Here is a 14,314-nt window from a genome sequence, read left to right on the forward strand (position 1 = left end):
AATGTGCCATGTCTACTTACCTATCTTTTTTTGTACTGTGCCTTTGTGTCCCTTGAAGGTGCGTGTAGGCGCAAATTCGCCTAGCTTGTAGCCAACATGGTTTTCAGTGATATAAACGGGGATAAAAATCCTACCATTGTGCACGCTGTAGGTTAAACCAATCATTTCAGGCAAAATGGTGCTACGTCTCGACCATGTCTTAATGGGTCTATTGTCCTTTTTGGCTTTATGTTTGAGCGTCTTATCCATCAGATGTTTGTCAACGAAAGGACCTTTTTTAATTGACCTTCCCATCGCTATTTACCCTTCTTTCTTGAAATAATCAAACGATCGCTTGCTTTTTTGCGTCTTGTTTTATAGCCTTTAGCTGGAACACCCCATGGTGACATGGGATGCCCACTAGAGCCAGTCTTACCTTCACCACCACCATGAGGGTGATCTACCGGGTTCATCGCGCTACCCCGTGTCTGTGGTCTGACGCGTTTATAGCGGTTACGCCCGGCTTTGCCAATACTAGTGTTGATAAAATCCTCATTACCTACCACACCAATACTTGCCATGCACTCGCTTAGGATATAGCGCATTTCGCCACTAGGCATTCTTAAAATCGTATACTTACCCTCTCTACCCATAATTTGTGCACTCATGCCCGCACTTCTAGCTAGTTGCCCCCCTGCCCCCGGGTGCATTTCAATATTGTGCACAATAGTCCCAATGGGAATACTCCTAAGCTTCATTGCAAAGCCTATCTTAATATCTAAACCTTCCTCAGCAGCAACAATCGCATCACCCACCTTTAACCCGCTAGGCTGCAAGATATAGCGCTTGTCTCCGTCAGGGTAAACTACTAGAGCAATGCGTGCGTTGCGGTAAGGGTCATACTCAATACTAGCTACCTTACCCTCTACACCAAATTTATTGCGCTTGAAATCGATGATACGATAAAGCCTCTTGGCTCCAGCTTCTTTGTGGCGACTAGTAATCTTCCCACTGTGGTTCCTACCCGCGTGCGCAGGGAGCTTAATCAAAAGCTTACGCACACTAGGCTTAGCGCTAATATCTTTAGAATCCAAACCGCTCATGAAGCGACGGCTGGGGGTATAGGGTTTGTAAGTTTTAATTGCCATGCTCTATCCTTATGCGCTCAATGCAGTAATATTGGCATCTTTAGGAAGTTTGACATAAAACTTCTTCGTGCCAACCCTTTGTCCTAACCTGCCCCTAAAGCGTTTAATCTTCCCTTGTCGCCTAAGTGCGTTGATTTTCAAGGGTACAAATCCAAAATAATCCTTAAAAATCGCCTTGAGCTGGTTTTTACTCACGCCCACAGCGGTTTGCACTACGATAACTCCACTTTCCTGCATGGATAGGGATTTTTCTGTGTAAAGTATGGACTTGATATCGGTGATGTCTGCCATGCACTCTCCTTTAAGCTGTTACAAGCGCTTCGAACACCGCTTTTTCCACCACAACTGCACTATAGGTTGCGACGAGATAGGCGTTGACCTCGCTTGTTTCTACCACATAACAACTTTTTAAATTTCTAAAAGCAAGATAGTTATGCTCTTGTAGCTGCTCTGTGATTACAAGCACATCCCTTTGCTTTAAGCCTTGCAAGAACGCGTATGCGTCCTTAGTTTTCTTGCTAATGATGTCTACTTTATCTACTACAAGTAACTTCTCTGCTAAAGCCTTTTGCCCCAAAGCGTATTCCAACGCGAGCTTTTTCTGCTTTTTATTAATCTTAAGATCGTAATTACGCTCATTGGTCGCCCCATGGGAAACTCCCCCACCTACAAAGATAGGTGAAGTGATACTTCCTGCGCGCGCGCGTCCTCCACCTTTTTGGTTCCACGGCTTCTTGCCTCCCCCGCTCACTGCGCCGCGATTTTTAGTTTGCGCGCTATTAGCTCTAGCTTGAGCACGGTAATACTTGACATATAGATATAAGTTGTGCTCTTTGATCTCTTTGAAGCGTGCGGGCAGGTCCAACTCCCCCACCTGCTCGCATTGCTGATTCAACACTCTTGCTTTCATGCTCTCCCTTTACCTATTTAATAGCAATCCTGCCATAGGCTCCGGCATAACCCACCACAGAACCTTTAAGCACCAAAATTTTGCTTTCCCTATCGAAGGAAAGCACTTCATTATGACAGGTTACTTTCTCGTTCCCATAATGCCCTGCCATTTTCTTACCCTTTTGTACGCGCCCGGGCCATTCTCTATTCCCAATAGACCCCAAACGGCGATGAAAGCGACTCCCATGTGCTGCTGGTCCGCCTTGAAAGTTCCAGCGCTTCATAGCTCCACTAAACCCACGCCCCTTTGTGTAGAAAGTCGCCTTAATGCGCTTAGCATTTTCTAAGGGTTCTAAAGGCAGATCGCCTAGCTGGTCTACTTGTGCTTGCAAAGTGGCAAAGCGGTTAAACTCCTTGCTAAGCTGGTATTTTTTTTGTTGTCCTGCAATGGATTTATTGTGCTTTTTGTGCAAAGGATAGGCAACTAAGACCTGCTTGTCATAGATGGCACAGACCTTACTTTCTAAAACTTTGAGTAAAGTAACTGCCATACTTTGTGTTCCTACAACCCGACTCATGCCTATTTTTTGAACTAAATACTCCATTTTCAATCCTTCATCTTGGTGGTGCTTATTTGCCTTCCATAGATGTGACTTCTACATCTACCTCAGGAGCTAAATCTAGCTTCATTAAGCTGTCCACGGTCTCAGGTGTTGCCGACATAATATCAATTAGGCGACTATGTACGCGGATTTCAAATTGCTCTCTAGAATCTTTATTGATATGGGGAGAACGCAAGACCGTGTAGCGTTTGTTGCGTGTAGGCAGAGGGATGGGTCCGCGAATCTCAGAACCTGATCTTTTTACCGCCTCCACAATTGCTACCACTGATCGATCCAATACCCTATGGTCATAAGCCTTGAGCTTCAAGCGTATTTTTTCCATGTATTCCTCTTTAGGGCTTTCAAATTAAAAGCTCTGATTTTAGGCAAAAATGACACAATAGTCAAGCATTAAGCCTTTCTTAGGCACTTGGATTAATTGATACTTTCCTTATTTCAAGGAAAAATTGCTAATATGCGTACATGCTAGATACCATTTTGCAAGAGAATTTTGCCCATGCACTCACTCAAAAAGAGTTACTGCCTAGATTCTATGCTCTCAAACCTTCTAAGCTTTTGCTCTATGGAAGTGCCAAAGTGGGTAAGAGTATGTGCGCTTTAGCTCTAGCGCGCGACTTTAAACACCCTGTTTATGTAGATGGCAATGACACACGCTTAGAAATAAACTATCTTAAAGAAATTCTATTGACATTACATCTTGAAAACAAGATGGATATTCTGATTGCTAAGCACTGCCCTTCAGATTTATTTTTGCCTCCTCTGGAGCATATCATTTTGATTCAGTTCACCCCCACACCCATACCTCAAGGTTTTAGCGCTCAAAAAATCCTACCTTTAAATTTTGCTGAATATGTTTGTGCTTACAAAAAAGAATCTAGAAGCACCCTTTTTGCGCGTTTTCTTAAAGAAGGTAATTGTCCCGCCACTTTGCATTTAAACCCCTTTCAAAAAATCCACCGCAAACAAGAAATTTATAAACTTTTCTTAGGAACACAATTCCCCCTCTTTAAAGCCCTATTACGCTTCCAAGCTTTGAATGTAACCACTCATCATCTCTATATCCAACTTAAAAAAACCCTTAAACTCTCCAAAGATACCTTTTATGCCCTGATGCGTTTTTTGCAAGAAAGTCAGAGTATTTTTCTCATTCCTCATTGTCGTGCTCCCTCAAAGCCACGTAAACTTTATTTTAGTGATTTTTCTCTACCATATGCTTTAACCCCAACTCACCATCTACCCTGCGTCTTTGAAAATATGGTTGCTCTAGAATTGATCCGTTATTTTGAGCATCTTTACTGCCAACACCCCTTTTTAGTGGTACACTCCTCTACAATAACTTTTTATTTTCTCGCCTTAGCCTTTCCTACCCTAGAAAATTTAGAATATAAACTTAAAAATCTTTTAAAATACAATCCCCCTCAACAACTCTTCATCATCACGATCAATTTTGAGAAACAAGGTAAAATTGGCACATGCACTTACCACGCCTGTAGCTTTAGTACCTTCGTCTTAGAAATCTTGCCCACTCTATAGGCGAATTAGCTATAATGCCCTAAAAATTAAGGACATTTTTGCGCCCACGCATACTGACTAAACAAGTTTCTATCGGGGGGGTGGCAATTGGGGGCGATGCGCCCATTAGCACCCAGAGCATGACCTTTAGCAAGACGCACGACATTGCTACGACCAAGAGTCAGATCGATCGCTTGAAATTAGCCGGGGCCGATTTGGTGCGCGTGGCTGTGCCCCATAAAAAAGACGCGCTCGCGCTCAAAGAGCTCAAAAAAGTCTCTTGCTTGCCCCTCATTGCAGATATTCACTTCCATTACCAATTTGCCTTGATCGCTGCTGAGAGTGTGGATGCGATTCGCATTAACCCGGGCAATATCGGTTCTTGCGAGAAAATTAAGGCGGTGGCTAAGGCTTGCAACGCGCGCAATTTGCCCATTCGCATTGGGGTCAATGGGGGCAGTTTAGAAAAGCCCTTTGAGCTCAAATACGGCGCGACCCCTCAAGGGATGGTGCAATCTGCCCTTTATAATATCAAGCTTTTAGAAGATGCGGGCTTTAGCAATATCAAGGTGTCGCTAAAAGCTAGCGATGTGGAGCGCACCGTGTCAGCCTACCAACAGCTCCGCCCCCTAGTGCCCTATCCCTTCCATTTAGGGGTTACCGAAGCGGGGAGTTTGTTTCATTCTAGCATTAAAAGCGCGATGGCTCTAGGGCAGTTGCTCAGAGAGGGGATCGGAGATACGATTCGCGTCTCCATCACCGGGGAGTTAGAAGAAGAGATTCGCGTGGCTAAGGCGATCTTGCGCTATAGCGGGCGGCAAAAGGAGGGCATCACTTTTATCTCCTGCCCCACTTGTGGGCGCATTGAATCTAATCTAGTGGCTTTGATGAGCCAAGTGGAGCAACGCCTAGCCCATATTAAAATCCCCTTAGATGTGAGCGTGATGGGCTGTGTGGTCAACGCCTTGGGCGAAGCCAAGCATGCCGACATCGCGATTGCCTTTGGCAAAAAAAGCGGACTCATTATCAAGAAGGGCAAGGTGATCCACAAACTGCCCGAAGACCAACTTTTAGAAACCTTTGTGACAGAAGTACAAACCTTAGCTTTAGAACAACAAAAAGAGGATACCCATGCAAAAATTTAAACTTTTCGTGAGCGATTATCAAAACTCCCCTGAATACAGAAAACCCCTCGCCTTTGGGATCGCCAAGATTGCGCGCGGGCAAAAGAGCGCCAAACCCCTGTGCGCCACTTTCCCAGTTTTGAATTGGGGGGAGGAGTGTTTGGGGTCTTATGCGGTGTTTATGGAGTCGATCAAGCATGCTAGCCCCTTATACACGCAAGAAGAGGGCTTGGTGAGCGAGGCGGTCTATGGGATTGATAAGAACTTTATCCAACGCGCTTTAGAGCTTTACGCTCCTTTTTTACAAGAAGTCTTACATCATAAAAACAGCCATAAAAATATTCAAGTGATCTTAGAGCTTACCAAAGCTTTAGAAAATAATCAGCTCTATACTCCTCTAGTCCGAGAAGTGCACCCAAGCTGTGAAATTTCCACCAAAGAACATACTCTAGGTTTTTCTACCCAGTACCATCATAACTACCACCTTGTGGTGATCTATGCAGACAAGCCCTGCCAAAGTTTAGAGAGCGTTTATATGAAATTGCTCGCCCTCTCTTTAGGCAAAGCTCCCCTGCGCTCTTTAAATTTAGAGGGCATTTTCGGTTTGCTACCCAATGTGGCATGGAGTGGACAGCATGCTTATGAGTTAGAATGGCTCAAAGAGGAAGAAATTACCTTGAAGATGCAAGATAAATACCCTTGTATCGACTTCATAGATAAATTCCCTCGCTATCTCATGCAAGTCTTGCCCCAAGCGGACAATATCCGCCTGCTCGATAGCGCAAAAACGCGCTTTGGGGCGTATTTAGGCAAGGGGGGGTATACCCAAATGCCCGGGGCCAGTTATATTAATTTCAACGCAGGCGTGGAGGGGGCTTGCATGAATGAGGGACGCATTAGCTCCTCTGTGATGGTAGGCGAGGGAACAGATATCGGCGGGGGAGCCAGCGTGCTAGGGGTGCTCTCTGGGGGCAATAGCCAGCCCATTAGCATTGGCAAGAATTGCCTGTTAGGGGCTAATTGCGTACTAGGGATTAGTTTGGGCGATGGGTGTATCGTGGATGCGGGGATTGGAGTATTGGCCGGCACCATTTTTGAGATTACTCCCCAACAAGCCAAAGAATTACAAAAAATCAACCCCAACTTTACTCTCAGAGACGAAGCGCTTTATAAAGGTAAGGAACTCTCAAATTTACATGGTATACATTTCCGTCAGGAAAGTCAAAGTGGTAAGATGATCGCCTTTAGAAGCGTGCGTAAAATTGCTCTGAATACGAACTTGCACCGCTAGTAAGGCTTTTTGTGCTAGAATGAGGGCTTTAAGTTTAAAGGGGTTGTATGAAGGCTTGGATTTTTAGGGCGTGGTTGGGTTGTTTGGCTTGTGCTCTCTGTCTTTATGGTGCAGACCCCGCTCCCGTACAAGTCCCTCAAAACACACAAACTCCCGTAGTCCCTCCCTTACCTCCCAAAACCCCCCCTACTTTGGCCCAACCTCCTGCCACTCCTCCCATGAGCGATCATTTAACCCCTCCCATCTTAGCACAAGATGCCTTGAGCGCGGGGATTGTGGCGGTCAAAAGGGGGGACTATCATGGCGCCTTTAAACTCTTTGCTAAATCTTGCGATCAGGGCAACCCGGCTGGATGTTTTGCGGTGGGTACGATGTATGAAAATGGCGTGGGAATCCAAACTGACATGGACAAAGCACAACGCTACTATGAAATGGGCTGTAGCGGAGGGGATGCGAGCGCGTGCGCAAATTTGGCACAAGTTTACGACTCGAAGAAACAAGCCACTTTGGACGACAAAGAAAAAGCCGCCCAACTCTACGCGGTGGGTTGCTCTGGAGGCGATGTGCTCGCGTGTAATAATTTAGGCTGGATGTATGCTAATGGAGTGGGTGTACCTAAGGACTATTACAAGGCTATAGAATATTATAAATACGCATGTGAGCATGGCAGTGATTTGGGGTGCTATAATTTAGGATTGATGTCTAATGTGAAAAATATTTATGGGATCAACAAAGCGCAGTTGAGCAATGTGGATTTGAATTATTTGGCCTGTAATGCGGGAGATATTCAGGGCTGTGCGAATTTGGGTTGGATTTATGCGCATGGGGCTAAGGGCGTGCCGGTGAATAATTTCTTTGCAGCGAAGTACTTTGAGCGCGCCTGTCAGGGAGGGAATCTTTCAGGGTGCAATAATTTGGGTGTGCTCTATCAAAAAGGGCTAGGTGTGCCCCAAAACGATCAACGCGCTTTGGATCTTTTCTCTTATGTTTGTAATTACGGCTTGCAATCAGGGTGCGATAACTACGGGTTATTTAAGGAAAAACTCCTAAAAGCTAACCCTAATTACGGGCGACTCTTCATGTCCCTAGAACGCTAGCCCAAAATCTTAGGCACGATAAAAAACCCCTCTTGGGTGTTAGGAGCATGGCTTAAGATGTCTGGGGCGATGCTAGGCTGTGGGTGGGGAGTGTCGGCTCTTAAAGCAGTGGGGGGCTGTTGCAAGGAGGGGGTGTTCTCCAAATCCAGGCTATTGAGGGCGTCCATGAAAACTAGAATCTCTTCTAAATGTTCTTGGAGTTGGGGTTCTTGGATCTCTAACATGGAGAGTTTGGCCAATCTCTCTAACAAGGCTTGATCGATGCGCATAAAAATCCTTTTTAGGGCAATTCTAGCATGTCTTGGAATCAAAAAGAAAGGTTTGTATGCAATTTGTCTATTCTAGCACGCGGGAATTAGACACGCGCGCGCAAGAACGCTTTGTACTCAGTGCAGAACTCTTAATGGAGAACGCCGCGATGGCTTTGCAACAAGCCATCTATCAATATCCTCCCGCGCGCGTGCTGGTGGTGTGTGGGAGCGGGGATAATGGGGGCGATGGCTATGCCTTAGCGCGCCGCTTGCAAGGAAGCGCTTATGAGGTGTGTTGTTACGCGCACAAACCCCCTAAAAGCGCGCTATGCCAAGTACAATTTGATCGGGCGTTGCGCGCGGGGGTTTTGCTATTAGAAGACATTGAGCCCTGTGGCATCGTGATGGATTGTCTATATGGCTCAGGCTTTAAGGGAGAATTGCGCGCGGCAGATCAAGCTCTCATAGCGCGCTTAAATGCGCTAGAGGGAGTCAAAATTGCTTGCGATGTGCCCAGCGGGTTGGATTCACAGGGGCGCATAGGCACTTTGGCGTTTAAGGCGGACAAAACCATTAGCATGGGCGCGCTCAAAGCCGCGCTCTTTAGCGATATGGCTAAGGATTTTGTAGGAGAGATTGTAGTAGGGGATTTGGGGGTGGGGCGCGGACTCTATGAAGAGCCTAGCGATCTTTTGATGTTAGAAGAGCAAGATTTGATCTTGCCTGTGCGATCTAAGCACCATGTACACAAGGGGTATTTTGGGCATGTATGCGTGGGGGTGGGGGTACACAGCGGGGCGGGCTTGCTATGCGCTTTAGCGGCTCTGCGCTTTGGGGCGGGCTTGGTGAGCGTGCTAGGGGATTTAGAGTTAGCGCGCCTCAAACCCCTAGAGTTGATGTATGCGCGCGATGTCCCCCCCCAAGCCAACGCTTTTGCGCTGGGCATGGGCATGGGGGAGGTGTTACCTCCCTATGCGCAGGCGATGTTAGAACAGGGGGCGTGCGTGTTGGATGCGGACATGTTTTACACCCCCACCCTCAAAGAAATTTTAGAGCAATATCACCAGCTGGTACTCACCCCCCACCCTAAAGAATTTGTTGGGCTTTTGCGTGCGGTGGGCTTTGAAGTGGAGTTGCCTCAAGTGCTTCAATCGCGCTTAGAGTATTTACACGCCTTTAGCCAAGCCTACCCCCATATTGTAGTCCTACTAAAGGGAGCTAATCCTTACATTGCCCACCACGGGCAAATTTACATCAATCCCTTAGGCGCGCCTTCTTTGGCTAAGGCGGGGAGTGGAGATGTGTTAGCAGGCATGGTAGCAAGCCTGCTCGCACAGGGTTATAGCCCCTTAGATGCAGCCTTGAATGCGAGTTTAGCCCACGCACTGATTGGGCGCGCTCACGCGCATTCTTACGCGCTCACGCCTTTAACCTTAATGTCACATCTTAGCCATATAGGGGTCTAAATGCACGCACTCAGTACACAAACCAACCACTTATTAACCCAAGACGATCACTTGCTAGAAATGGAGCGCATTGTGCTAGCAGCGATCTTAGAGAGCAATCGTTATGAAGAGATGGCATCCGTGCTCAAGCCTGTGGATTTTTTACACCCCGCGCATGGTTTGTTTTTTGAGTTATGCGCTCAACTACACCAACAGAATTTACCCATCCGCGCTAATTTAATTCTTAGCAAACTTTCCAAAGACAAAGATAAAGAGAGTCTATTGCAGGTGATGGCGAGCGCACCTATTGCCTATTTAGAACCCTATGTAGAGGCGATCAAGCAAGCTTCTACTAGACGGGCATTGCTAGATATTTCTATGGAAGTGCGTGAACAATGCCTTGCAGAACGCCCCAGCCCACAAATTTTAGACATGCTTGAGCGCGCTCTTTATGCTCTTTCTATGCAAAATGTGCGCGGGGGTTTTAAAAACTCTAGTGAGGTTGTGCTTCACACTTTAAAGCTTATTGAAGACGCAAAGTTGCGAGGCAATAGCCAAATGCTAGGCTTAGATACAGGTTTTTATGAACTCAATAAATATACCGCAGGATTTCAGAATGGAGACTTAATCGTGGTGGGGGCGCGCCCCTCTATGGGTAAGACCAGTTTTGTACTCAATATCGCTCAAACCACCTTGAATCATAATAAGGGTGTGGCGTTTTTTAGCATGGAAATGGGGGCGGAACAACTGATGTTGCGTCTGCTTGCCGGGGCAACTAGCATTCATTTACACGATTTAAAATTAGGCAAGTTACAAGATTATCAGTGGGATGAGTTGAGTCAATGCGCTCAAGATTTACAGAGCAAGCCTTTATTTATCGACGATACCAGTGTCCTCACCCTCGAGCATGTACGCTCCAAATTGCGCCAAATCAAAGCCCATCACCCTGAAATCGGGATCGCTATCTTAGATTATTTACAACTGATGTCTAGTAACCATAGCGAACTTGCTCGCCATGCCCAAATCGCTGAGATTTCAAGAGGGCTCAAAGTTCTAGCGCGCGAGCTAGAAATCCCTATCATTGCTCTAAGTCAGCTCAACCGCTCGTTAGAAAATCGTGAAGACAAGCGCCCTATTCTCTCCGATCTCAAAGAGAGCGGGGCGATCGAGCAAGATGCCGATCAAGTGCTCTTTCTCTATCGCGATGAGGTCTATAAAAAGCGCGCACAAAATGACTTATTGGCTAAGTTGCGTAAAGAGGGCAAAGATGAAGAAGTGAAAAAACTAGAAGCACAATTCAATGCTCAAAAAAAAGAAGACTTTCACCAAAACCATGGTGTTGAGGATGCTGAGATCATTTTAGCCAAAAACCGCAACGGAGATATTGGCACGATTAAAGTTGCCTTTAACAAGGCTTATACGCGTTTTGAAGACCGCTCTGAAAAAGAGAGAGAAGAAAAGGAAACTGCATTTAGCGCACCCTCTGCACAATCCACCCTTAATGTGCCCAATATCTTTTGACCTTTTCTCAAAAATCCCCCTTCCAACTTCCCTTACTCCAAAACGCGCGCGAATGGTTTATCGTATTGGGGGTTTTGTTGTGTGTGGGGATTCTCTCCTTGTGCATGAAATACGCCCAATACCAGCATTTCAAGGCTAAAAAACCCATCAGTGTGTACGCCCAAGTGCGTTTGCAATACTCTAAAGTGGATTCTCAAGGGCGCGCGTACTTCGTTTTAAAATTGCAAGACCAGCATGGCAATGTCCTCTACACCACCAGCAAAGAAAAGATTAAAGACCTAAGCTATGCCTTTGTGCGTGCCTATGGCAAGATGTCTCCTTGCTCCTTTGTGAAATTCTTAAAAGCGTGTTATTTTCAAACTTTCTATCTCGCCCTAGAACCCACTAGAGATTATAAGGATTTCTTGCGCACCCACCTCAACGCCCAACACACAGACTCGCGCATGGGCAATTTTTATAACACCCTCTTTTTAGCCGACCCCCTAGACAAGCCCACTAGAGAATTGAGTACAAAACTGGGCATTAGCCATATCATCGCCATTAGCGGGTTTCATCTGGGAATTTTAGGCGCGTTTTTCTACGCCCTGCTATCTTTATTCTACAGACCTCTCCAACAACGCTTTTTCCCCTACCGCAACGCCCATTACGATTTGGGCGCAGGGGTGTTTGTCCTGCTCTTTGCTTATCTAGTTTTACTAGACTTCCAGCCCTCTTTTTTACGCGCCTTTGTGATGGCGCTTATAGGCTTTGGACTCTACTATAACGCCTTGCAAGTGCTCAATTTCTCCTTACTTTTGTTGGCTATATGTCTTTGTTGTGCCTTTTCTCCCGGACTGCTTGGACAGGTGGGCTTTTTGCTCTCGGTGTGTGGGGTGTTTTATATTTACCTCTTTCTCAAATACACCCCCAAAATGCCCGCCCCTTTCTACGCCCTGCTCTTGAATTTAGTAGTTTTCTTGCACATGCTCCCCATCGTGCATGTGTTTTTTACCCCCTTTAGTCTCTACCAACTCACTAGCATCCCCTTGAGTTTTGTCTTTGTGATCTTCTTTCCGCTCAGTCTTTTTTTGCATGCGCTAGGGTGGGGGGGTTTTGCAGACCCCTATCTCTTGCAAGCCCTAGAGTGGCAAATCCCTAGCATTGATTACACCACCCCTCTTTGGGGGCTTGTACTCTATGCTAGCCTTTCGTTATGCGCCTTGCGCTATGTCTATGCCTACTGGGGTGTGCATGCCTTGAGTTTAGGGCTCTTTGGGGCGCTAACATGGCGTTACTTACAAGTAGTTCATGGATTTTAGGTTATAATAGAGAATTTTAAAGGTTAGGCATGTGGGCTAGGATCAAGCTATTTAGCGAGCTTGTGGCGTTAGAACATACAATTTTTTCTAGCATGTTTATTTTGATTGCCATTGTAGTAGCCAGCGTGCAACGCTATGCTAGTCTTTGGTGTGGACCTAAACTCTTGTTGCTATGCCTTTTAGCCCTCTTGGGCGCGCGCAATTTTGCCATGGGTTTTAACCGCCTTGTGGATCGCAAATTTGACAAGGCTAACCCGCGTACGCAAAAACGCCCCAGTGTGGATGGGCGAATCCAAACTTGGGGCTTGGTGGGCTTTTGTGTGTTGAATGCCTTGCTCTTTGTGGGGGTGAGTTATGCGATCAATGATCTCGCCTTTGCGCTCTCTTTGCCTTTCTTGGTAATTTTGGGGGGGTATTCTTACATGAAGCGTTTTAGCGCGCTCGCCCATGCGATCTTGGGGGTGAGTTTGGGGCTTGCCCCCATTGCGGGCGTGGTGGCGATCTTAGCCCAAATCCCCCTTTGGAGTGTGTTTTTAGCTTTGGGAGTGGTCTTTTGGGTGGCTGGATTTGATTTGCTCTACTCCTTGCAGGATATGGAGTTTGACAGGCGTGTAGGCTTGCACTCTGTGCCCGCACAATTTGGCGCGCAAAAAACCCTAGAGTTCTCGCGTTTAGCCCATGTGTTGGCTGTGCTGTGTTGGGGGGGGTTTGTGTGGAGCGCGTCTTTAGGTTGGCTTGCCTTTAGCGGAGTGCTTGTTTCTGCGCTCATTTTGATCTACGAACAATTCTTAGTACATAAGGATTTTAAGAACATCCCCAAAGCCTTTTTTGTCTCCAATGGCTATTTAGGGGTGGTGTTTTTTCTCTTCATTTTGCTCGATTCTGGGGTGCGTCTGTATGCCTGATTTGCCCCTTGAACACTTTAGGCAACTCTGCCACGCCCATGGGCATTTCACGCGCTTAGTGCCCTGTGCGCTGTTAGTAGAATACGCCCCCTACACGCCCGATTTTGAAGCGGAGTACTTGCAATTAGAGCAAAGAGAAAGCGCGCGCGCATGGCAGACCTTCAGCCATGGCAAAGATCATGACGCGATGCTCTTTAAAGCCCTAAGCGATATTTATGAAAAGCTTACGCATTTAGAACAAGCCCTGCAAGCCCAACAACAGCCCCTCTTACCCCTAGAGTCTCAGGGGGTGCTGTGCGTGCTAGGGCATGGCGTGATGGGAGTGCAAACAGAGAGCTTCACCCCTCCTTGTGAATATTATCTGCGCTTTAAACTGGCGCAACCTTACCAAATTTTGGTCGCGATCGCGCGCGCCTTTGATCGCCGCATGTTGAGCGTTGTGCGCATGCACGCTAGCCACGTTAAAGAAATGGATAGTTATATCGCGGCTCAAGAATTAGCCAGTTTGAAAGGTTCAAAAACATGCAATTAGGATCGAATGAATTTACTTGGATTATCGCCGGTGTGGTGGCTCTTATCTTTCTGTGCCTGATCGCCTATAGCTACATTAAAGATAAAGAATTTGTCAGCAAAACCAAACAGCTAGAAAAAGCCCTAGACACGATCAATCAAGAGATTTACAAAATCCGCAAATGGATTCAAGAAAGCCAAATGCAAGCCGAATTTAACGCCTCTAGCATTGGGGCGAGTGTGAAAAACGAAGTCAATAACAATCTGAACGCGAGTTTGAGCAATTTGTACGCCCATCTTAAGGAGATTCAAGACTCGATTCAAAAAGAACGCGACTATTTAGAAGAAAAGATCATTGTGCTAGAAAACAAGTTTAAGGAGTTTGGGCATTTCACCCCAAGCAATGATGATATTGATGAAAAAAAGGTGATTCGCATGTACAAGGAGGGTTGGAGTGTGGACTCCATTGCCAAAGAATTGCGCACGGGTAAGGGCGAAATTGAATTTATTTTAAAACTCGCGGACATGCAATAATGGCGCTCTCTAACACCGCTTCAAGGCTTTTTGGCAAATTTGCCCATTGTGCTTTCCCTACCCCAGTGCAAAGACTCATCAACAAGATTTATGCCATGATTTTTAAAATTGATCTAAGCGACTTTGCCCCCCTGCAAACCTACCCCACTCTCAACGCCCTTTTTACTAGAGAGCTTAAAACCCCC

Annotated in this window: 17 protein-coding genes and 1 pseudogene; 11 read left to right on the forward strand and 7 right to left on the reverse strand. The window is 46.3% G+C overall.

The window, feature by feature from the left end:
• Nucleotides 1-12: 12 nt before the first annotated feature.
• The 6 genes from rpsS to rpsJ are packed head-to-tail and all read right to left on the reverse strand — an operon-like array spanning nt 13 to nt 2,963.
• Complete coding sequence (gene rpsS / locus C6G87_RS03775; RefSeq protein ID WP_104752204.1) at nt 13-294, reverse strand: 30S ribosomal protein S19; 282 nt, start codon at nt 292-294, stop codon at nt 13-15.
• A gap of 2 nt (nt 295-296) precedes the next feature.
• Nucleotides 297-1,127 carry a 50S ribosomal protein L2 gene (gene rplB / locus C6G87_RS03780; RefSeq protein WP_104752205.1) on the reverse strand — a complete coding sequence of 277 codons (831 nt, stop codon included), beginning with the start codon at nt 1,125-1,127 and terminating at the stop codon, nt 297-299.
• Between the two features lie 9 nt (nt 1,128-1,136).
• Nucleotides 1,137-1,418 carry a 50S ribosomal protein L23 gene (locus tag C6G87_RS03785; RefSeq protein WP_104752206.1) on the reverse strand — a complete coding sequence of 94 codons (282 nt, stop codon included), beginning with the start codon at nt 1,416-1,418 and terminating at the stop codon, nt 1,137-1,139.
• A gap of 10 nt (nt 1,419-1,428) precedes the next feature.
• Nucleotides 1,429-2,037: a 50S ribosomal protein L4 gene (rplD, locus tag C6G87_RS03790; RefSeq protein WP_104752207.1), complete on the reverse strand. Its 609-nt coding sequence runs from the start codon at nt 2,035-2,037 to the stop codon at nt 1,429-1,431.
• 13 nt (nt 2,038-2,050) lie between these two features.
• The gene (gene rplC, locus C6G87_RS03795; protein ID WP_104752208.1) at nt 2,051-2,623 is read right to left on the reverse strand and encodes a 50S ribosomal protein L3; all 573 of its coding nucleotides are present in this window, start codon (nt 2,621-2,623) and stop codon (nt 2,051-2,053) included.
• A gap of 25 nt (nt 2,624-2,648) precedes the next feature.
• Nucleotides 2,649-2,963: a 30S ribosomal protein S10 gene (gene rpsJ / locus C6G87_RS03800; protein ID WP_104752209.1), complete on the reverse strand. Its 315-nt coding sequence runs from the start codon at nt 2,961-2,963 to the stop codon at nt 2,649-2,651.
• 140 nt (nt 2,964-3,103) lie between these two features.
• On the opposite strand from rpsJ, the gene C6G87_RS03805 reads away from it, so the two are divergent.
• Genes C6G87_RS03805 through C6G87_RS08780 form a run of 4 tightly spaced genes read left to right on the forward strand, consistent with a single transcriptional unit; the run spans nt 3,104 to nt 7,665 of the window.
• Nucleotides 3,104-4,174, forward strand: a complete 1,071-nt coding sequence (locus tag C6G87_RS03805) for an ATP-binding protein (RefSeq protein WP_104752210.1) — start codon at nt 3,104-3,106, stop codon at nt 4,172-4,174.
• A gap of 38 nt (nt 4,175-4,212) precedes the next feature.
• Nucleotides 4,213-5,298, forward strand: a complete 1,086-nt coding sequence (gene ispG / locus C6G87_RS03810) for a flavodoxin-dependent (E)-4-hydroxy-3-methylbut-2-enyl-diphosphate synthase (RefSeq protein ID WP_104752211.1) — start codon at nt 4,213-4,215, stop codon at nt 5,296-5,298.
• On the forward strand, nt 5,285-6,568 hold the full coding sequence (locus C6G87_RS03815) for a 2,3,4,5-tetrahydropyridine-2,6-carboxylate N-succinyltransferase (RefSeq protein WP_104752212.1): 1,284 nt from the start codon (nt 5,285-5,287) through the stop codon (nt 6,566-6,568). The genes ispG and C6G87_RS03815 overlap by 14 nt, the downstream gene beginning before the upstream one ends.
• Nucleotides 6,569-6,615: 47 nt before the next feature.
• Nucleotides 6,616-7,665 (forward strand): tetratricopeptide repeat protein, encoded by a 1,050-nt coding sequence (locus C6G87_RS08780; RefSeq protein WP_104752213.1) that lies wholly within the window; start codon nt 6,616-6,618, stop codon nt 7,663-7,665.
• On the opposite strand, the gene gatC is transcribed toward C6G87_RS08780, so the two are convergent.
• On the reverse strand, nt 7,662-7,934 hold the full coding sequence (gatC, locus tag C6G87_RS03825) for an Asp-tRNA(Asn)/Glu-tRNA(Gln) amidotransferase subunit GatC (protein ID WP_104752214.1): 273 nt from the start codon (nt 7,932-7,934) through the stop codon (nt 7,662-7,664). The two genes, C6G87_RS08780 and gatC, sit on opposite strands and share 4 nt — an antisense overlap.
• 56 nt (nt 7,935-7,990) lie before the next feature.
• On the opposite strand from gatC, the gene C6G87_RS03830 reads away from it, so the two are divergent.
• The 7 genes and pseudogenes from C6G87_RS03830 to C6G87_RS03860 all read left to right on the forward strand — a co-directional run.
• A complete protein-coding gene (locus C6G87_RS03830; protein ID WP_104752215.1) occupies nt 7,991-9,382 on the forward strand; it encodes an NAD(P)H-hydrate dehydratase in 1,392 nt (463 codons plus the stop codon).
• Complete coding sequence (dnaB, locus tag C6G87_RS03835) at nt 9,383-10,882, forward strand: replicative DNA helicase (RefSeq protein ID WP_104752216.1); 1,500 nt, start codon at nt 9,383-9,385, stop codon at nt 10,880-10,882. It abuts the gene before it with no gap.
• Nucleotides 10,879-12,180, forward strand: a complete 1,302-nt coding sequence (locus C6G87_RS03840) for a ComEC/Rec2 family competence protein (RefSeq protein WP_199767624.1) — start codon at nt 10,879-10,881, stop codon at nt 12,178-12,180. The genes dnaB and C6G87_RS03840 overlap by 4 nt, the downstream gene beginning before the upstream one ends.
• A gap of 29 nt (nt 12,181-12,209) precedes the next feature.
• Nucleotides 12,210-13,085, forward strand: coding sequence for a menaquinone biosynthesis prenyltransferase MqnP (gene mqnP / locus C6G87_RS03845; protein ID WP_104752217.1), 876 nt, complete (start codon nt 12,210-12,212; stop codon nt 13,083-13,085).
• Nucleotides 13,078-13,617 (forward strand): hypothetical protein, encoded by a 540-nt coding sequence (locus C6G87_RS03850; protein WP_104752218.1) that lies wholly within the window; start codon nt 13,078-13,080, stop codon nt 13,615-13,617. Before mqnP ends, C6G87_RS03850 begins: the two co-directional genes overlap by 8 nt.
• The gene (locus tag C6G87_RS03855; protein WP_104752219.1) at nt 13,608-14,129 is read left to right on the forward strand and encodes a DUF6115 domain-containing protein; all 522 of its coding nucleotides are present in this window, start codon (nt 13,608-13,610) and stop codon (nt 14,127-14,129) included. The genes C6G87_RS03850 and C6G87_RS03855 overlap by 10 nt, the downstream gene beginning before the upstream one ends.
• Nucleotides 14,129-14,314 (forward strand): annotated as a pseudogene (locus C6G87_RS03860) (phosphatidylserine decarboxylase); the annotation flags it as partial. The gene C6G87_RS03855 and the pseudogene C6G87_RS03860, both read left to right, overlap by 1 nt.

Source organism: Helicobacter baculiformis (assembly GCF_900197685.1).
Lineage (GTDB): Bacteria > Campylobacterota > Campylobacteria > Campylobacterales > Helicobacteraceae > Helicobacter > Helicobacter baculiformis.